The sequence below is a fragment of the Streptomyces sp. NPDC093591 genome (assembly GCF_044764885.1).
In the GTDB taxonomy this organism is placed as follows: Bacteria; Actinomycetota; Actinomycetes; order Streptomycetales; family Streptomycetaceae; genus Streptomyces.
The window spans coordinates 124,446-141,056 of sequence record NZ_JBIWIY010000001.1 but is presented as its reverse complement, the minus strand read 5'-3'; the positions used below and the strand labels follow the sequence as shown (position 1 = coordinate 141,056).

Annotated in this window: 21 protein-coding genes; 4 read left to right on the top strand and 17 right to left on the bottom strand. The window is 71.8% G+C overall.

Features of this window, described 5'->3' with window-relative positions:
* The first annotated feature begins 1 nt into the window (after position 1).
* Positions 2 to 787: an ABC transporter ATP-binding protein gene (locus tag ACIREI_RS00635; protein ID WP_403325629.1), complete on the top strand. Its 786-nt coding sequence runs from the start codon at positions 2 to 4 to the stop codon at positions 785 to 787.
* Positions 772 to 1,776, top strand: coding sequence for an ABC transporter substrate-binding protein (locus ACIREI_RS00630; RefSeq protein WP_403325626.1), 1,005 nt, complete (start codon positions 772 to 774; stop codon positions 1,774 to 1,776). Before ACIREI_RS00635 ends, ACIREI_RS00630 begins: the two co-directional genes overlap by 16 nt.
* 11 nt (positions 1,777 to 1,787) lie before the next feature.
* On the opposite strand, the gene ACIREI_RS00625 is transcribed toward ACIREI_RS00630, so the two are convergent.
* From ACIREI_RS00625 to ACIREI_RS00550, 16 genes are all read right to left on the bottom strand, one after another.
* Positions 1,788 to 2,723 carry an L-tyrosine/L-tryptophan isonitrile synthase family protein gene (locus ACIREI_RS00625; protein ID WP_403325623.1) on the bottom strand — a complete coding sequence of 312 codons (936 nt, stop codon included), beginning with the start codon at positions 2,721 to 2,723 and terminating at the stop codon, positions 1,788 to 1,790.
* Positions 2,724 to 2,953: 230 nt separating this feature from the next.
* Entirely contained in the window at positions 2,954 to 4,225 is a 1,272-nt protein-coding gene (locus ACIREI_RS00620; RefSeq protein WP_403325620.1) for a cytochrome P450, read from the bottom strand.
* Positions 4,226 to 4,438: 213 nt separating this feature from the next.
* Positions 4,439 to 4,699, bottom strand: a complete 261-nt coding sequence (locus ACIREI_RS00615) for a hypothetical protein (RefSeq protein ID WP_403325617.1) — start codon at positions 4,697 to 4,699, stop codon at positions 4,439 to 4,441.
* Between the two features lie 3 nt (positions 4,700 to 4,702).
* A complete protein-coding gene (locus ACIREI_RS00610) occupies positions 4,703 to 5,626 on the bottom strand; it encodes an ABC transporter ATP-binding protein (protein ID WP_403325614.1) in 924 nt (307 codons plus the stop codon).
* A 43-nt stretch (positions 5,627 to 5,669) separates the two neighbouring features.
* Complete coding sequence (locus tag ACIREI_RS00605) at positions 5,670 to 6,698, bottom strand: FecCD family ABC transporter permease (RefSeq protein ID WP_403326844.1); 1,029 nt, start codon at positions 6,696 to 6,698, stop codon at positions 5,670 to 5,672.
* Positions 6,699 to 6,760: 62 nt separating this feature from the next.
* Positions 6,761 to 7,840 carry an ABC transporter substrate-binding protein gene (locus ACIREI_RS00600; protein WP_403325611.1) on the bottom strand — a complete coding sequence of 360 codons (1,080 nt, stop codon included), beginning with the start codon at positions 7,838 to 7,840 and terminating at the stop codon, positions 6,761 to 6,763.
* Between the two features lie 113 nt (positions 7,841 to 7,953).
* Complete coding sequence (locus ACIREI_RS00595; protein WP_403325609.1) at positions 7,954 to 8,634, bottom strand: sigma-70 family RNA polymerase sigma factor; 681 nt, start codon at positions 8,632 to 8,634, stop codon at positions 7,954 to 7,956.
* Between the two features lie 250 nt (positions 8,635 to 8,884).
* Positions 8,885 to 9,619 (bottom strand): hypothetical protein, encoded by a 735-nt coding sequence (locus ACIREI_RS00590; RefSeq protein WP_403325606.1) that lies wholly within the window; start codon positions 9,617 to 9,619, stop codon positions 8,885 to 8,887.
* Positions 9,620 to 9,778: 159 nt separating this feature from the next.
* Positions 9,779 to 10,327 (bottom strand): copper chaperone PCu(A)C, encoded by a 549-nt coding sequence (locus ACIREI_RS00585; protein WP_403325603.1) that lies wholly within the window; start codon positions 10,325 to 10,327, stop codon positions 9,779 to 9,781.
* The gene (locus tag ACIREI_RS00580) at positions 10,324 to 12,906 is read right to left on the bottom strand and encodes a heavy metal translocating P-type ATPase (protein WP_403325601.1); all 2,583 of its coding nucleotides are present in this window, start codon (positions 12,904 to 12,906) and stop codon (positions 10,324 to 10,326) included. The genes ACIREI_RS00585 and ACIREI_RS00580 overlap by 4 nt, the downstream gene beginning before the upstream one ends.
* On the bottom strand, positions 12,906 to 13,118 hold the full coding sequence (locus tag ACIREI_RS00575) for a hypothetical protein (RefSeq protein ID WP_403325599.1): 213 nt from the start codon (positions 13,116 to 13,118) through the stop codon (positions 12,906 to 12,908). Before ACIREI_RS00575 ends, ACIREI_RS00580 begins: the two co-directional genes overlap by 1 nt.
* 110 nt (positions 13,119 to 13,228) lie before the next feature.
* Entirely contained in the window at positions 13,229 to 13,828 is a 600-nt protein-coding gene (locus tag ACIREI_RS00570) for a DUF998 domain-containing protein (protein ID WP_403325597.1), read from the bottom strand.
* Positions 13,829 to 14,106: 278 nt separating this feature from the next.
* Positions 14,107 to 14,529, bottom strand: a complete 423-nt coding sequence (locus ACIREI_RS00565; protein WP_403325595.1) for a VOC family protein — start codon at positions 14,527 to 14,529, stop codon at positions 14,107 to 14,109.
* 6 nt (positions 14,530 to 14,535) lie between these two features.
* A complete protein-coding gene (locus ACIREI_RS00560; RefSeq protein ID WP_403325593.1) occupies positions 14,536 to 14,652 on the bottom strand; it encodes an SDR family oxidoreductase in 117 nt (38 codons plus the stop codon).
* Between the two features lie 83 nt (positions 14,653 to 14,735).
* Positions 14,736 to 14,915: an SDR family NAD(P)-dependent oxidoreductase gene (locus tag ACIREI_RS00555; protein WP_403326842.1), complete on the bottom strand. Its 180-nt coding sequence runs from the start codon at positions 14,913 to 14,915 to the stop codon at positions 14,736 to 14,738.
* Positions 14,915 to 15,145 carry an SDR family NAD(P)-dependent oxidoreductase gene (locus ACIREI_RS00550; RefSeq protein ID WP_403325590.1) on the bottom strand — a complete coding sequence of 77 codons (231 nt, stop codon included), beginning with the start codon at positions 15,143 to 15,145 and terminating at the stop codon, positions 14,915 to 14,917. Before ACIREI_RS00550 ends, ACIREI_RS00555 begins: the two co-directional genes overlap by 1 nt.
* Positions 15,146 to 15,415: 270 nt before the next feature.
* On the opposite strand from ACIREI_RS00550, the gene ACIREI_RS00545 reads away from it, so the two are divergent.
* Positions 15,416 to 15,874, top strand: a complete 459-nt coding sequence (locus tag ACIREI_RS00545; protein WP_403325587.1) for a hypothetical protein — start codon at positions 15,416 to 15,418, stop codon at positions 15,872 to 15,874.
* On the opposite strand, the gene ACIREI_RS00540 is transcribed toward ACIREI_RS00545, so the two are convergent.
* On the bottom strand, positions 15,861 to 16,265 hold the full coding sequence (locus ACIREI_RS00540) for a hypothetical protein (protein WP_403325586.1): 405 nt from the start codon (positions 16,263 to 16,265) through the stop codon (positions 15,861 to 15,863). The genes ACIREI_RS00545 and ACIREI_RS00540 overlap by 14 nt on opposite strands.
* Before the next feature lie 141 nt (positions 16,266 to 16,406).
* Here ACIREI_RS00540 and ACIREI_RS00535 point away from each other — a divergent pair, with 141 nt between their 5' ends.
* Positions 16,407 to 16,604: a hypothetical protein gene (locus ACIREI_RS00535; RefSeq protein WP_403325583.1), complete on the top strand. Its 198-nt coding sequence runs from the start codon at positions 16,407 to 16,409 to the stop codon at positions 16,602 to 16,604.
* The last annotated feature ends 7 nt before the right edge of the window (positions 16,605 to 16,611 follow it).

The following is a 16,611-nucleotide window of genomic DNA, read 5'->3' as shown; positions in this document are numbered from 1 at the left end:
CATGCGGCTCGACATCGAGGGTGTCGCGGTCGAGGCCGCAGGGGCACGACTGGTCGACGACATCCGACTCCCCGTGGACAGTGGGGCGTTCGTCGGGCTCGTCGGCCCGAACGGCAGCGGCAAGTCCACGCTGCTGCGCTGCGTGTACCGGGCGCTGCGTCCGTCCGCGGGCGTGGTGCGGCTCGCCGGGGACGACGTACACACCATGGCGCCGCGGGCCGCCGCCCGGGTGCTGGCCGCGCTGCCGCAGGAGTCGTCGGCCGAGTTCGACTTCACGGTCGCGGAGGTCGTGGCGATGGGGCGGCTGCCGCACCGGGACCGTACGGCCGCCTCCGACCGGGAGATCTGTGCCGCGGCCATGGACCGCACCGGCGTGGCCCACCTCGCCGACCGAGGGTTCCTCGCGCTGTCCGGCGGAGAGAAGCAGCGCGTGCTCATCGCCCGCGCGCTCGCCCAGCAACCGAAGGTGCTGGTCCTGGACGAGCCCACCAACCACCTCGACATCGCCCACCAGTTGGACGTGCTGTCCCTGGTGCGCACCAGCGGCCTGACCGTGCTGGCCGCCCTGCACGACCTCAATCTGGCCGCCGCGCACTGCGACGTCCTGTACGTCGTCGAGGGTGGCCGCATCGTCGCATCCGGCGCCCCGCACGAGGTTCTTCAACCCGCCCTGCTCGCCGAGGTGTTCGGGGTACGTGCCCATCCGGTACGGCATCCGGAGACCGGCGTGGTCCAGCTCCTGTTCGACCTTCTGCCTCAAGGAACCACCACATGCGCAAGCTCGTAGCCACCGCCCTCTGCCTCGCCGCGACCGTCGCCGCGACCGGCTGCGGAGCCACGGTGGAGAAGTCGGCGGACGCCAAGTCCGCCGCGGTCACCCTCACCAACTGTGGCCGCGACGTGACGTACGACAAGGTGCCCGAACGCGTGGTCACCAACGATGTCGGCATCACCGAGCTGATGTTCGCCCTCGGTCTGGAGGACCGCATGGCCGGTTTCGCCATGCCCGACGACAAGGGCGATCTGACCGACGTGCCGTGGAAGGACGGCTACGACAAGGTGAAGTGGCTGTCGAAGGACCAGCTCACCAAGGAGAACGCCCTCGACGCCCGCGCCGACCTCGTCTTCGCCGGCTGGAACTACGGCTTCCGCGAGGACAGCGGCTTCACCCCCGAGGCCCTCAAGAAGCTCGGCATCCCCTCGTACGTCCTCACCGAGTCCTGCCACAACGGCCGTACCGACTCCTCACGCGGCATCATGCCGCCCCTGGATGCCCTGTACGCCGACCTCACCAACCTCGGGAAGCTGTTCGGGGTCGAGCAGCGGGCCGCCACGCTGATCGCCGACTTCAAGAAGGAGATCGCCGACGTGCGGGCCAAGGCCCCCACGGGCGCCGACCGGCCGAAGGTGTTCCTGTACGACAGCGGCCAGGACCAGCCCTTCACCTCCGGCCGCTACGCCGCCCCCGAGCAGATCATCAGCGAGGCCGGCGGGATCAACGTCATGCACGACGTCCAGGACTCCTGGACCACCGTGGGCTGGGAGAGCGTCGTACAGCGCGACCCCGACGTCATCGTGATCTGTGACTACGGGGACGTGAGCGCCGAGCAGAAGAAGAAGTTCCTGCTCTCCTACGCGCCCCTGCGGAACGTCTCCGCCGTCAAGCACAAGCGGATCTTCGTCCTCGACTACGTCGACCTGGTCGAGAGCCCCCGCAACCCCTCGGCCATCGCCCGGCTCGGCACCTATCTGCGGACGGTCGCCGAGGAGCGGTGATCTCCGGGCCGTCACCGCTCGAAGTGGCTCGGTCTGCCCTCGTGGTGGATGAGGCGGCCGAGCCGCTGCGCCCTGGCGCGGGGCATGAGGGTCCAGGTGCCGTCGCGCTCGCGCAGGGCGGCGGAGTGCCAGGGCGTGGTCCACACGTCGGGCGCGTCGAGGAGGCGGATGCCGAACTTGCGGGCGCCGGCCGGCTGGGGGTGGATCGACAGGCGTACGGCGCGCGGGTGGTGGTCGTCGATCAGGCCGCCCCAGGCGCGGCTGCGCTGGATGACGCCGTACGCCCGTCTGCGGCACTCGCGTTGCAGGGCGGAACGGGTGCCCGTGAAGTCGGCGGTGTCCTCGACCAGGAAGCGGGTGACGCCCCGGTACAGGGCGAGGGTTTGGGCGTCGGCGCGGACCTCGGTGCGCAGAGCCTCCAGAGTGGGTGCGTAGTGCTGGTGGACGTGGGCGCGCTTGGCGTCGTGAGGGAGGTCGCCGAGGACGTCACGCAGGTCGAAGACGGAGAGGCGGTGCAGGTCCGACTGCCTTATGAGCGCGCGTAGTTCGTCGGAGTAGGCGTCCGTGTGTGCGTCGGGGACGCGGATGAGGTCGCCGAAGACATGGCCGTCGGAGCAGATGACGACGCGGGCTCCGGGCGGGTGGATCCGCTCGATCTCCGCGCAGAGCGTGTCGAGGAACGTGAGGGAGAGGCGTTCGCCCATGTCGGGGAGGTGGCCCAGCGTCTTGGCCGGGTTGGGTGACTTGCAGGGGAAGCCGGGCAGGGTGAAGACGATGGGGGCGCCCTCGCGGACGAAGTCGGTGATCCGGCGCAGCTGATGGGGGAACGCCCCCGCCGAGACGCGGGCCGGGGCCGGGTCGGTCGTGCGGTGGTGCGGCAGGAGCAGGTTCAGGATCTGCGCGCCGAGGGTCTCGGGGAGCGTGTCCGGTGCGGTCGTCAGCAGCATGTCGTTCCTCCGGGGGCGAGCGTGTGGGCCTGCGGGCATGCGGGCATGGCGGCGTGGCGCGGCTGGGGGGCCGGGCACTGTGGCGCAGGTGGTGGGGTCGGGCGGAGCCGGGTCGGGCGAAGTCCGGGGTCGGGCGAGGCGAGGATCAGCCGGAGGCCAGGGTCAGCCGAGGGCCGGGATCAGTCGGAGGTTGGGGGTCGGTCGCAGGCGGGATCGGTTGCAGGCGGGCCTCACAGGCGTCGGTCGTAGGCGACGGGCAGGTGGTTTGTGCCGCGCCCCAGGACGGACGGGATCCACTCGATGTCCTCGTCCCTGATGGCGAGATGCAGTCCCGGCAGGCGTGCGAGCAACGTGCCGAGGGTGACCTGGAGTTCCGCGCGGGCGAGGGCGGCGCCGGGGCAGAAGTGGATGCCGTGGCCGAAGGCCAGGTGCGGGTTGGGCGAGCGGTCCAGGTCGAGGGTGTCGGGGTCCTCGAAGCGGTGCTGATCGCGGTTGGCGGCGCACAGGGAGACGATCACGGAGTCGCCGGCCGGGATCTCGGTGCCGTACAGGTCACTGTCCTGGTCGAAGAAACGCCAGGTGGTCAGCTCGAAGGCGCTGTCGTGACGCAGGAGTTCCTCGACCGCGCGGGGCAGGAGGCCGGGGTCGTCGCGCAGGCGGGCGAGCTGGTCGGGGTGGCGGAACAGGGCGATCAGGGCCGTCGTGATCTGGTTCGTGACCGGTTCCTGGCCCGCGACCAGCAGCTGGAAGATCATCGAGTCCAGCTCCTCCTGGGACAGTTCGCGCCGGTCACGGGCCACGACGAGGCGGCTGAGCAGGTCGTCGTCCCAATGCTCCCGCTTGTGGGCGACGACCTCGGCGATGTAGCTCTGCAAGCCGTACAGCCGGGCTTCGTACAACGCCCGCCCTGGGTCCGTCGGCCCGACCGGCTGGACGACCTTGCCCCAGTCACGGTCGAAGCGGGCGGCCAACTCACCCGGAAGGCCGATGACTTCGGCGAGGACCTGGAAGGGGAAGTGGGCGGCGAAGCCGGCGACCAGGTCGGCGGGCCCGGTCTCCGGGAGGGCATCGATCAGCCCGTCGGCCAGCTCCTGGAGGCGGGGCTTCAGTTGCTCGACTCGGCGCGGCGTGAAGGCGTCCGTCACGAAGCGCCGCATGCGGGTGTGCTGCGGCGGGTCCTGGTGGAGCAGATGGACCTGGAGCCGGGAGTGCTGCGGCTCGGGCATGATCGAGGCGCGGGCGCGCCAGCGGTCGTTGCCGCGGTCGTGGTTCTTGCCGAGGCGGTCGTCGTTCAGGGCGGCGTGGGCGGCCTCGTAACCGGTGACGAGCCAGGCCTGCACGCCGCTGGGGAAGAGGACGCGGTGGACGGGTCCGGCCTCGCGCATCCGCTCGTAGAGGGGGTAGGGGTTGCTCTTGTACGGGCAGCCCATCAGCGGGACCGGGTCGGGGAGCGGCTGCTGTCGGTTCACGGCCGGGAGGGGTTCCTGGTCCTGGATGGTCATGAGAGGGGGCTCCTCGAAGGGCGGGGTGGGGGGTTTCGCCGTCGAGGTGGGCCACGGCCACGAGAACCCAGCGGTCCGTCACTCTCGCGCCCCTCCCTCGGCCGGCCGGCTGCCGGACAGCAGCCTCGTTCCAGAGGTCGGGGGCGCCGGGGGCTGAGTTCCCGGGCGTGGTCGAAGATGTGATCGACTCGGAGTCGGTGCCCCGGTACGGCGTCAGGCCGTGGTGATGCCGTCCAGCTTGCCGGACTTGGCGTCCGCGACCAGTGACGAGAACTGGTCGGCGCTCATCTGCACGCGCTGCCCGAAGTCGTCCGTGAGGATCACCCGGCGCTCGGCCGGGGCGGCGGGGTCGACGAACAGTTGCGGACAGCCGCAGTCGCAGTTGCCGCAGAAGGTCGCCACCGGGTCCAGGCCCTCCATGCCTGCGATGCCGTTCACGCCTGCGATGCCGTTCATGCCTTCGATGCCGTTCATGGTTCACACAGCCTTTCGTGATCGTGGGCGCTCACCTGTGTGACGCCCGGGACCAGCCCCCGAGACACCGCTCGGGGCCGACATAGGGATACCCGCACCGGCCGGGTCCACCGTCCCTTCCGTGCCCGCTCGCCTGTCCGGGCCGCCCGGACCGTCCGCCGGTGCCCGGTGGTCGAAGGCGATCAGTGGGTCTCCGGTCAGCGGATGGTCCACCACCGTGGCCCGTACGCCGAACACCTCGGCCAGCAGGGCGGGTTGCAGCACCTCCCGGGGCGGGCCCGAGGCGACCACCTGGCCGTCGTGCAGGACGTGCAGCCGGTCGCAGACGGAGGCGGCGGCGTTGAGGTCGTGCAGTGACACCAGGGTCGTGCGGCGCTGTGCCCGGAGCAGGGCGAGCAGTTCGACCTGATGGCGGATGTCGAGGTGGTTGGTGGGCTCGTCCAGGACCAGGACGTCCGGCTGCTGGGCGAAGGCGCGGGCCAGCAGGACGCGTTGGCGTTCGCCGCCGGACAGCTCGGTGAAGCGGCGCCCGGTGTGCCGCTCCATGCCTACGTCCGCGAGGGCGCCGGCCACGACGTCCCGGTCGGTGGCGTCCTCCCCGGCGAAGGCCCGCTTGTAGGGCGTACGGCCCATGGTGACGACCTCACGGACGGTCAGCTCGAAGTCGCCGCCCCGCTCCTGCGGGAGAGCCGCGACATGCCGGGCGGCCTCGGCGGGGCTGAGCCGGCGCAGGTCGGTGCCGGACAGCAGGACCTGGCCGGCGGTCGGCTTCAGGTGCCGGTAGACGGTCCGCAGGAGCGTGGACTTGCCGCTGCCGTTCGGGCCGACGAGGCCGGTGATCTCGCCCTCGGCCGCGAGGAGATGAGCGCCGGCGACGACGGTACGGCCGGCGTAGGCGACGTGCAGGTCCTCGATGTCGATCCTCAACTGCCACTCCCCCAGATCCTCGACTTCCGCTCCCCCGAAGTTCTCAACTCCCGCTCCCCAACCGCCGGTCCAGCAGATACAGCAGCGCCGGAGCACCGATCAGCGAGGTGACGACGCCGACCGGCAGCTCCTGCGTCTCCATGGCCGTACGGCACACGATGTCGACCACGACCAGGAGCAGCGCCCCGAACAGTGCCGAGACGGGCAGGAGGCGGCGGTGGTCGCCGCCGACGATGAGGCGGCAGGCGTGCGGCACCATGAGCGCGACGAAGGCGATCGCGCCGGAGACGGCGACGAGGACGCCGGTCAGCAGGCTGGTCAGCGTGAACAGTTCCCGGCGCAGGCGCGTGGCGTCGACGCCGAGTCCGGCGGCCGTCTCGTCGCCCATGATCAGGGCGTTGAGCCCCCGGGCCCGCGCCTGGAGCCACAGCAGGGTGACGGGCACGGCGACCGCGGGAGCGGCGAGCAGCGGCCAACTCGCGCCGCTCAGGCTGCCCATGAGCCAGAACAGCACACTGTGGGTCTGCTGCTCGTCACCGGCCTGGAGCACGAGGTAGCTGGTGAACCCGGACAGGAACTGCCCGATCGCCACCCCGGCCAGCACCAGCCGCAGCGGCGCGAATCCCCCGCGGCGCCGGGCCACCGCCCACACCAGCGCGAAGGTGGCGAGGGCGCCCGCGAAGGCCGCCCCGGACAGTCCGAGGCCGAGCGCGCCGCCCGTACCGAGGCCCAGCACGATCGCGGCGACCGCTCCGAGGGAGGCGCCGTTGGAGATGCCCAGGAAGTACGGGTCGGCCAGCGGATTGCGCACCAGGGCCTGCATCGCGGCACCGACGAGACCGAGCCCCGCGCCGACGAGCGCCGCCAACAGGGCGCGGGGCACGCGGAGTTGCCAGACGATCAGGTCGTCGGTGCCGGGGCGCGGCGGCTCGCCGGTCAGGCGGCGCCCGACCACGTTCCACACCTCGCCGGGCGGGATGGACGTAGAGCCCCAGGACACCGCCGCGGTGAGGGCGGCGATCAGGGCCAGGGCGAGGACCAGTGCGAGTGGCCCGGCGGGCACGGAGCGCATCCGCGCGGGTTCCTCCGGATCACGCCGCTCCTCCGTGCCCTTGCGGCGCACCAGAGTGTCGGTCACCGTCGGCCGGCCTTGCCCCGGTAGAGGGTCTTCGCGATCTCCTGGACGGTGTCGGCGTTGCCGACGCCGGCGATGGTGGTCCGCTCGGAGCCGATGCGCAGGAAGTGGCCCTCCTTGACGGCCTTCAGGCCCTTGGTGGCGGGGTTCGACTCCAGCCACTCCCGCGCCTCGTCGAATGCCTTCTCGTTCCCGGCCTCGCTGCCCCGGTTGCGCACGCCGAGCTGGATCCAGTCCGGGTTCTTCGCGATCACGTCCTCCCAGCCGACCTGCCGATAGTCACCGTCGCAGTCGGCGAAGACGTTGCGGGCCCCGGCGAGGGTGATGACCGCGTGGGCGACCTGACGGTTGCAGACGGCCATGGGCTGCTTGGTGCCGGCGTCGTAGTCGAAGAAGAAGTACGTCGGCCGCTCCTTCTCGGGCGTGCCGCCCACCGCCTTCCGGACGGCCTCCACCTTCTCCTTCATGCCGTCGACGAGTTCCTTCGCCTTCGCGCGCGTGCCCGTGACGGCTCCGAGGGAGGTGATGTCGTCCTCGACGGCGGACAGGTCGGTGACCGGGCTCTTGCTCTCGGCGGCGCAGGCTGTGGACTTCAGGAAGATGTGCTTGATACCGGCCGCCTTGAACTCCTCCTCGGTCGGCGCGTCCCCCATTCCCGCGCCCATGTTCATCGAGGCGAAGGTGTCGATGTACAGGTCGGCCCCGGAGCCGAGGAGTTTCTCCTTGGGGATCAGTGTCTTGCCGAGCACCTTGACCTGCTGTGCCTGTGCGTCGAGTTCGCCCGGCAGGGTGCCCTTTCCGGGCGGGAAGCCGGTGCCGATCACCTTGTCGCCGGCGCCGAGGCGGAGCAGCAGTTCCAGGCTGGAGGCGTTGCTGGTGACGATGTGCTTCGGGGCGTCGGGGAAGGTGGTCCTGGCACCCCTGCAGTCGGTGACGGTGACCGGGTAGCCGACGGAGTCGCCCTTGCCGGCGGCGGTGCCCGCCTCGCCACCGCCCCCGCCGTCCCCGCTGCCGCAGCCCGCCGCCAGCAGGCCACCGAGTACGGCCGCCGTCGTACCCCGCCACACACGAGAACGCATCGAAACTCCCCACGATCCACTGGATGCACGGGCGGATCTGCGCCGCCCGATCCAGTAGTCGGGGCGAGGCCGGTGTCAGTTCCCGGCAGGGGGAACCGACACCGGCGTCCCCGTCAGGCGGCCGCGGCCGCCGGTTCAGCCACGGTCACGGCCACGGCATCGGCCGCGACATCGGCCTCCGCCTCGGTCAGCAGCTCGACGAGGGTCGCCCGGGCGCGGGCGACGCGTGAACGCACCGTCCCGACGGGACAGTCGCTCATCTCGGCCGCCTCCGCGTAGGGCAGGCCCGCCAGCTGGGTCAGGACGAACGCCTCGCGACGCTCGTCGGGCAGCGCGTCCAGCAGGTCGAGCAGGGCGATGCCGTCGTCGAAGCCGGGCAGGCCGGTCGGCTGAGCGCGTTCCGCCATCAGCGTCCAGTCGTCGGTGTCGCACAGCCGGGGCCGGGCGGCGGCGTACCGGTGACTGTCGATCACCGCGCGGCGCGCGATGGACAGCAGCCACGCGCGCGCCGAGGAACGGCCCTCGAAACGGTGCAGGCTGCCGAGCGCCCGCAGGAACGTGTCCTGCGCGAGATCGTCGGCGGCCTGCGGATCGGCGGAGAGGTGCGCCACATACCGCACGACATCGCGGTGCAGGGAGCGCACGAAACGGTCGGTGGCGTCCGGGTCACCGCCGCGGGCGGCCAGCGCCCACGCGGTCGTGGACGCGTCACAGGAGGCCGTTTTGGAGGTGTTGTCCGCCTTCGTGCGACTCACGCGGGTCGCGCGTGAGGAAGGCAGGGCAGGAGTGATCACCTGAGTCCTTCTCGGTAGTCCGGACTCCGGCACGGCGGCGGGCACTGCGGCGTCGCCGCCGGGCACTGGGCCACGTGTGCGACGCGTGCGGGCACGCCGTACCGGAGGTGTCCGGGGATGCGGGGGATTCGGCCGTACGGCAGGTACGGCCGGGGCCCGAGGCACGGTCGGTGTCTACGAGCGACACCTGTACGGCCGTCGACGACGAGACGACGTCCGTGTCCGTACGGCCTCGGGGAACCTGCTGTCGTCAGACGACAGCGATCCCCGCCGGAGGTCCCCGAGAAGTAATGGTGTGGACGAGCGGAAGCAGCCGCGGCGCCCGGTCGGAACGGCCGCGGCGCGGCCTCAGACGCGGGCGGTGCGGTGGTACGGGCAGGGCGAGCGACAGCCGCAGCGGGGCGGCCAGCCATCCGGCGACGGCCCGCAGAATGCGGAACGCGGCACGCTCGCCGTGCGCCAGCCACAGGCCGCACAGCAGCGCGGCCAGGGTGTGGGCGGCGAACATACCGAACGACGACGTGCCCGACATGCTGTGGCCCATGCCCATGTGGCCCATGCCCATGGGGTCAACGCCCATGTGGTCAACGCCCACGTGGCCCATGCCCGTGTGACTCATGTGGCTCGCACCCATGTGGGCCATGGACATAGAGGCCATGGAATCCATGGACATGGGATCCGTGGAGCCCTCGCCCATGGTCATGGCGCCCATGTCGTGCCCGGCAACGGTGGCGGGCTGCGCGAACTCGAACGCCGCGTGCAGCCCGCCCTGGGCGACGACCACGACGGACACGACCAGCGGGAGTCCACGCTCCCGGCCCGCCAGGCACCAGCCCGCGCCGCCCGTGAGGACGACACCGGCCGCCAGCGTCCACCAGGGGACGGTCGCGCCCGACATCAGTACGTGGCCGAGGGCAGCGAGCAGCACACAGACGGACGCGAACACCGCGGCCCGTATCGTGCGCACACCCCACCCAGCAGTCATGACGGCCCTCATCCTCGCATCCGGGGCCCACTCGTCACGGGTGGGTACGCACAACACCCCCGTCCCGCACTCAGACCCAGAAGAGTGATACAGGACACATCGACAGGAGGGAACTGGGCGCGCGAGCGGGCCGACAAGTAGAGGTGTGGGGGTGTGGGGCTACCCCCACCCGTCCTCTCCGGGGCGGACCACCCTGGCCTGCACCTCGATCCGCCCGCCGCGCTCGAAGTGGAGTGTGAACGGCACATATGTGCCCGTCTGCCACCCCGGCTCAGCCCGCAGCGTCACATCCAGGCCGTACGGCGACATCGCGAGGCCGCCGCCGGCCGGGACGCGGGCCGAGTCGACCGTCTGCGCATACGCCATCCGGCCGCTGGTCATGCGGTGGCGGCTGAGTGTCGCGTCGCCTCGGACGGCGGACGACGTCACCTTGATCAGCCGGTCGTCCGCGCCCCCGGAATTGGTGATCCGGAAGAAGGCGGCGGTGTCCTGGACGTCGCCGTACGGGAGGAAGACGCGGCCGTCGGTGACCGCGATCCGGGCCGGGCTGCCTGCGTTGCCCGAGCCCACCCAGGTGGTCAGGCCGCCCAGGGCGACACCGCACGCGGCGATCGGGGCCAGGGCGGCGAGCAGGCCGTCGACGATCCGGCTGCGGGTGGGGCGCGGGCCTCGGGGAGCGGCTGTCCGCTCGGCTGTGGATATGGTCATCGGGCACGACCTCCTCGGCCCTCATGTGCCGCGCGCCCATGGGCCCCGTCACCATGTGGCCCGCCCATACGGCCCTGGCCACCATGTGGCCCGCCCACATCACCCTGGTCCCTATGTGGCCCGCCAACACAGTCCCGGCCACCATGTGGCGCGCCCACACGGTCCCCGCCACCATGTGCCCCGCCCACACGACCCCGCCCGCCATGGACCCCACGCACACGCCCCCGACCCGGCGCAGGCTGCCACGCCCGCAGCCGCAAACTGTTGCCCACCACCAGCAGTGAGCTAGCCGACATGGCCACCGCCGCGACCATGGGGTTGAGCAGGCCGACCATGGCCGGCGGCACGGTCACGACGTTGTAGCCGAAGGCCCACAGCAGGTTGACGCGGATCGTGCCCAGGGTGCGCCGGGCGAGCCGTACCGCGTCCCCGAGGGCCTCGATGTCGCCGCGTACCAGGGTCACGTCGGCGGCCCCGATGGCGACGTCCGTGCCCGTGCCCATGGCGATGCCGAGATCGGCGCCGGCCAGCGCCGCCGCGTCGTTGACGCCGTCGCCGACGACCGCGACCCGACGGCCCTGCTCCCTCAACTCCCGTACGAGGTCGGCCTTGCCCTCGGGGGTGCAGCGCGCGTGGACCTCGTCGATGCCGAGCGCGGAGGCGACCGCTCGGGCCGGCGCCTCGTGGTCGCCGGTGGCGAGCACCGGGTGTACGCCGAGGCGCCGCAGCCGGTCGACGGCACGGTAGCTGCCGGGTCGTACGACGTCCCCGATCTCGATCAGCGCCTCCGTCACCCCGTCGACGCGGACGAGGACCGGCGTGTGCGCGGCAGCCTCCGCCGCGTGGAGCACTTCCGCCAGCGCGGCGGGCAACTCGTCGTCGGGTGCGAGGACTTCGACCAGGCGGCCCTCGACCAGGCCGCGCACGCCCCGGCCCGGCTCCGCGCGGAAGTCGCGTACCTCGGGCAGTGTCCCCTGCTCGGGCAGGGTCCGGCGGGAGTACGCGACGATCGCGCGGCCCAGTGGGTGTTCCGAGCCCTGCTCCACCGCCCCCGCCAGCCGCAGCACGGATTCCTTGCCGAGACCGCCGGGCACTGCCGTGACGCGGGCGACGCTCATGTGCCCGGAGGTGAGGGTGCCGGTCTTGTCGAGGACGACGGTGTCGATGTGCTGGAGTCCCTCCAGGGCCTGCGGGCCTCGGACCAGGACGCCCAGCTGGGCGCCGCGTCCGGTGGCGGCCATCAGCGCGGTCGGGGTCGCCAGGCCCAGTGCGCAGGGGCAGGCCACGACCAGGACGGCCACGCACGCGGTGATCGCCGCCTGCGGATCGGCCCCGGCCCCGAGCCAGAACCCGAGCACGGTGACGGCCAGCGCCAGCACCACGGGCACGAACACCCCGGCCACGGCGTCGGCCAGCCGCTGCGCCCGCGCCTTCCCGGCCTGGGCATCGGTCACCAGCCGTGTGATGCAGGCGAGTTGGGTGTCGGCGCCCACGGCCGTGGCCCGTACGAGCAGCAGCCCGCCCGCGTTGACGGCGCCGCCCACCACCATTGCCCCGGGCCCGACCTCGACGGGCTCGCTCTCCCCGGTGACGAGCGACAGGTCCACGGCGGAGTTGCCCTCCACGACCTCGCCGTCGGTGGCGACACGTTCGCCGGGCCGTACGACGAAGACCTGCCCGACCGGCAACTCCTCGATGGGGACGAGGCGTTCGGTGCCGTCGTCCTCGCGCACCGAGGCTTCCTTGGCGGCGAGCCGGGCGAGGGAGCGCAGCGCCGCCCCGGTGCCGTGGCGGGCCCGCGCCTCCAGGAACCGGCCGGCCAGCACGAACAGCGGGACGCCGACGGCCGCTTCGAGGTACAGATGCGCGCCGCCTTCCGCGGCTGAGGTCAGCAGACTGAAGGGCATCCGCATCCCGGGCGCCCCCGCGCCACCGAAGAACAGGGCGTACGTGGACCAGGAGAAGGACGCCACCACGCCGAGTGAGACCAGCGTGTCCATGGTCGCCGTCGAGTGGCGCAGTCCGCGCAGCGCCCGCGCATGGAACGGCCAGGAACTCCACACGGCGACCGGCGCGGCCAGCACGAAGCACAGCCACTGCCAGTTGCGGAACTGCCAGGCGGACACCATCGACAGCACGAGCACCGGCACCGCGAGCAGCGCGGTGACCAGCAGCCGGTCACGCTCCTGCCGGACACTCTCGGACTCCTGTCCGCCCTCGGAGTCCCGTCCGTCCCCGGAGTCCCGTCCGTCCTCGGAGCCCCGTCGGCCCTCGGACTCCCGTCCTCCCTCGCGCGTCCGGTCATCCCGCCTCTCCCCCTCGCCCCGACGCTCCCGCCTCGTCGGCTGCTCGGGCAACGCGGCCGTGAAGCCGGCCTGTTCGACAGTCGCCACCAGTTCCTCGGGGCGTACGTCCGGCGGGTGGCTCACCCGGGCGCGCCCGGTGGCCAGGTTCACCGTGGCGGTCACGCCCTCCAGCCTGGCGAGCTTCTTCTCCACCCGCCGCACACAGGCCGCGCAGGTCATTCCGCCGACGGTCAGGTCCGTGGTGGTCATCAAGGGTGCCGGTTCGATGGTCATCAGCCGCCGCTCCCGTGCCGCATGTCCATGTTCCCTGCGCCGCCCGTGTCCCCCATGTCCGCGCCGCCCCCGTCACCGCCCGTTCCGGAGCGGTGCATGCCGGGCGCGACGGGACCGGTGGCGGCTCCGACGGCGTACGACACCGTGAAGATCAGGGCGAGCAGCAGCAGAAACCCGCAGAGGGCGGGCGGTACAAGTTGGGGTTGTTTCATCGACGGCCTCCTGACGCACGTACCGCTACAGGAGTCGGGCGCGGAGGGCGGGGAGTTCCCCGGGCCGGATCTCAGAAAGCCCGACTCGGCACGCTCCGCCTCGAGCTCACTCAGTGCGAGGGGCCCTCGGCCTGAGGGTGGCGGAGGCAGGAGGCCACGACCACGAAGGGCCACAGGGACTGAAGAGCTGTCACCAGGCGTTCGGCGGCACCGTCGGCACCGCCCTGATGCATCTCGATCATGAACCAGGCCGCGCTGACGAGCATCGCCGCGGTCGCCGTGAGGGAGGGCACGGGCCTGAGTCCCCACGGTGCGACGCCGCGGCGATCGGCGGCCAGCACCGGCCACACCGCCAGCAGGGTGAAGCCGACCGCGGCGACCGAGCCGTGGCGCAGGGAGCCTCCGCTGCTCGGGGGTGGGATCAGAGCCACCACGCACGCCGCCACCCCTCCGCCGCCCAGCGCCACCCGCCCGGGCAGTGCGGCCGGGCGCAGCCCCCAGGCGGTGAGCAGGTGGCAGACGCCCAGGGCGGCCAGCGCCGCGGTCATCACCCAGAATCCCGCGGCGCCGTAGGCCGCGAGGACGCTGATCGTCTGCGTGGCGGGGTCGTAGGCGGGCCCTTCGAGCAGCGCCGCGATCGTCCATCCTGCGATCAGCACGACCGGCGCACAGCCCGACGACAGCAGGGCCCATCTTGGGACAGGTTGCATCAAGCCACCGTAAAACGCTCCTTACGTCGCCCGTCGCGCACACGCCGCACCGTCCGCGCCGCCGGACGACCGTGAGCAGTACTGCCGTCGACGGTCAGTGGCACGCTCTTGCCGCGCGGCGCCCGGACGGACCGGAGGCACCGAAAGCGGCCTGTATTTCCCCGTTGATGGGCGAGGGAACGGTAATGCACAGCTGCGCGGCGGCAACGGCCAGACAGCAGGCTATGAGCGTGCCCCTGTCGAGTCTTTTGAGAGCGTTCGTCATTCCGCACTCCATCTCACGGGGAAAAGGTGGTGCTGCGCTCTATCAGTTCGATGAGATTTCCCTCGGGGTCGGCGACCCAGGCCATACGCACGCCCGGCTCCGGTGAGGGCCCGGGTTTTCTGACTTCGCCGGCGCCGTGGGCCAGGAGGGCCTCGTGGACGAGGTCGAGTTCGGGGGTGGTGACCGCGAAGTGCCCGTATCCCTCGGTGGGGGCGGCCGTCACCGGGTCGGGTGCCCTGAGGCCGGGGGTGGAGCCCGCTCTGGTGAGGAGTTCGAGGAGCCAGCCGTCCGGATGCTCCAGGACGATGCCGCTCAGGCCGGGCCCGTCGAGATGGAACTCGAAGACGCTCCGCAGCCCGAACGCTCCCTGGTACCAGGCGGTTTGGGCGGCCGGATCGCGTACGTTGGCGCCCACATGGTCGAGTCGGACGCGCACCGCGGCTCAGCCCGCCATGGCGCTGTCGCCGCCGTCGGCCATGAGGTTGGCGCCGTTGACGAAGGCCGCCTCGTCGGAGCAGAGGAAGGCCGCGACGCGGGCGATCTCCTCCGGCTCCCCCACCCGCCCGACCGGAATGCGCGCCTACAGCTGCTCCTTCGGGCCGTTCGGGTCGTCGAGGATGGGTGCGGTTGCCGAGGTGCGGGTCATGCCGGGGCGATGGTGTTGACGCGGATGTGGTGCGGCGCACCGGCCGCGCGCAGGTGCTTGCTCATGGCCAGCACCCCGGCCTTGGCCGCACCGTGCGGCACCATCGGCATGAACCGCGCGCCCCGTACGGCGGCCACGGAAGCGACGTTGAGGACGGCACCGCCGCCACGCGCGATCAGGTGGGGCCAGGCCGCGCGCGTACAGAAGTACGGGATGTCGAGCTCGTTCCTGAGCGTGCAGTACCGCCGGTTTTCTCGACGAGTTCGACGGTTTCGGCCGCCCTGTCCTCATCGATGTCGCAACCGAATACGAGGGCGCCCTCAGCCGCGAATATCCGTGCCGCGGCACGGCCGATTCCGGTTCCCGTGCCGCTGATGAAGGCTATTTTCCCGTCCAGTCGACCCATGATTGCCCAAGTCCCTTGTCCCGTGCCGTCGAAGTGCGGTGGTGGCAGCGCAGGGAGGGCCTTTGACCGGAACAAGAAATGCACCGGAGAAGGGGCGTCGGGGGTTCGTATCGCTGGTATGCGGCGAACAGTCGGGCGACCGTCGAACGGATCGACCGTAAACGCCAGGCCGCGCCACCCCTTCCGGCCCATAGAAATATCCACCAGCATGAAGGGCCCTGAACGGGCGGGCAGGGCAGAGAGTGCTGGGGGTAGGACATGCAGCGCACCATGGGGAAGCATGCCGTCGAGTGGCTGGCCGCGGCTGCCGCGGATCCTCGGGCGTGCAAACAGCAGTGGGACGACGGCGCGGATGCTGTGCTGCTGGAGGCCGGACGGCTCTGGGACGTGCTCACCGTGCCCGAGCACCTCGGCCTGGGCGCCCTGGATCTCCTGAGACGCGCGCGGTTGCGGGCGTCCGGGCCCGTCCTCGTGAACTGCGGGGCGCGCAGGGTCGGTTTCTTCCTGCCGCCCGATCCGGCCACCGAGTGGGTCGGGGCCGGCGTACGGCATGTCGGCAGGGGTTCATGGGTCGCCGTCCCGCCGCCGTACCGGTCCTCCGGTTGGCGCCTGGAGTGGCTGCTGCCGCCCGACGGAACCGGCGCCCTGTATGACCCGGCCGTCGTGGAGCTGGCGCTGCGCGAGGCCGGCGGCACGCTGGCCGTACTGGCGCGCGTCAGTCGGCCGTGAGCGGGGCGGTGACACTGACGCGTCCGCTGCTCCCGTCCCACTCCCACACGGCTGCCGGTCCGGGAAGACCCCGGGGGACGACGACGGCCGGTACCCGCTCGGTCGTCTCGGCGCCGGGCTCACCCGCGGGTTCGGCGTCGACGGCCCGGGCCGGGCCGGTCCACCGGCCGACCGCCCAGGAGGTGACGGCCTGCCCTTGACCATGGGCGGCGGCAACGGAATTCCACCAGGTGTCGCGGCGGCCCGGAACCGCGCGGCCGTTGGCGCGCCACTCCGCGACCAGCGCCGCGTAGATCGACGACCGGCCCGGAACACCGGTGGCCGGTACGACGTACGACTTGGGTGCGTCATCGCTTCCGAGGACACGCCGCGCCGTCTCAGTGCTGTCCATGCCGTTCAAACGCCGAGGCGTGCGCCGGTGGTACGCCTGCCGTCCCTGCTGCCACCCAGTCGAGTGAGACCATCCCCCGGATGGAGTCATGGTGCGCTCGACCCACACGGTCCGCCCTCGTTCGAGACAGGAGCCGCTTCCTTGGACCTGCGACACCACGTTCCCTCCCTCTTCGGCAACCGCCTCTTCGGCAACCGCGACGACGCCGACGACACCCCCGACTGCCCGTGGTGCGCCGCGTTGCGTGAGGCGAGCCTGCCCCCGACGGCACGGCCGTCCGACTCACCGGGCCGGCGGCATGACCCGTATGTCTCGGGAGCCCAGTACGACGACTGGTGAGGGGAGG

Bases quoted from the DNA above. Each gene is read 5' to 3' on its own strand.
- ACIREI_RS00635 (WP_403325629.1), top strand. From the start codon at position 2: ATGCGGCTCGACATCGAGGGTGTCGCGGTCGAGGCCGCAGGGGCACGA.
- ACIREI_RS00630 (WP_403325626.1), top strand. From the start codon at position 772: ATGCGCAAGCTCGTAGCCACCGCCCTCTGCCTCGCCGCGACCGTCGCC.
- ACIREI_RS00625 (WP_403325623.1), bottom strand. From the start codon at position 2,723: ATGCTGCTGACGACCGCACCGGACACGCTCCCCGAGACCCTCGGCGCG.
- ACIREI_RS00620 (WP_403325620.1), bottom strand. From the start codon at position 4,225: ATGACCATCCAGGACCAGGAACCCCTCCCGGCCGTGAACCGACAGCAG.
- ACIREI_RS00615 (WP_403325617.1), bottom strand. From the start codon at position 4,699: ATGAACGGCATCGAAGGCATGAACGGCATCGCAGGCGTGAACGGCATC.
- ACIREI_RS00605 (WP_403326844.1), bottom strand. From the start codon at position 6,698: ATGCGCTCCGTGCCCGCCGGGCCACTCGCACTGGTCCTCGCCCTGGCC.
- ACIREI_RS00600 (WP_403325611.1), bottom strand. From the start codon at position 7,840: ATGCGTTCTCGTGTGTGGCGGGGTACGACGGCGGCCGTACTCGGTGGC.
- ACIREI_RS00590 (WP_403325606.1), bottom strand. From the start codon at position 9,619: ATGACTGCTGGGTGGGGTGTGCGCACGATACGGGCCGCGGTGTTCGCG.
- ACIREI_RS00585 (WP_403325603.1), bottom strand. From the start codon at position 10,327: ATGACCATATCCACAGCCGAGCGGACAGCCGCTCCCCGAGGCCCGCGC.
- ACIREI_RS00580 (WP_403325601.1), bottom strand. From the start codon at position 12,906: ATGACCATCGAACCGGCACCCTTGATGACCACCACGGACCTGACCGTC.
- ACIREI_RS00575 (WP_403325599.1), bottom strand. From the start codon at position 13,118: ATGAAACAACCCCAACTTGTACCGCCCGCCCTCTGCGGGTTTCTGCTG.
- ACIREI_RS00570 (WP_403325597.1), bottom strand. From the start codon at position 13,828: ATGCAACCTGTCCCAAGATGGGCCCTGCTGTCGTCGGGCTGTGCGCCG.
- ACIREI_RS00550 (WP_403325590.1), bottom strand. From the start codon at position 15,145: ATGGGTCGACTGGACGGGAAAATAGCCTTCATCAGCGGCACGGGAACC.
- ACIREI_RS00545 (WP_403325587.1), top strand. From the start codon at position 15,416: ATGGGGAAGCATGCCGTCGAGTGGCTGGCCGCGGCTGCCGCGGATCCT.
- ACIREI_RS00540 (WP_403325586.1), bottom strand. From the start codon at position 16,265: ATGGACAGCACTGAGACGGCGCGGCGTGTCCTCGGAAGCGATGACGCA.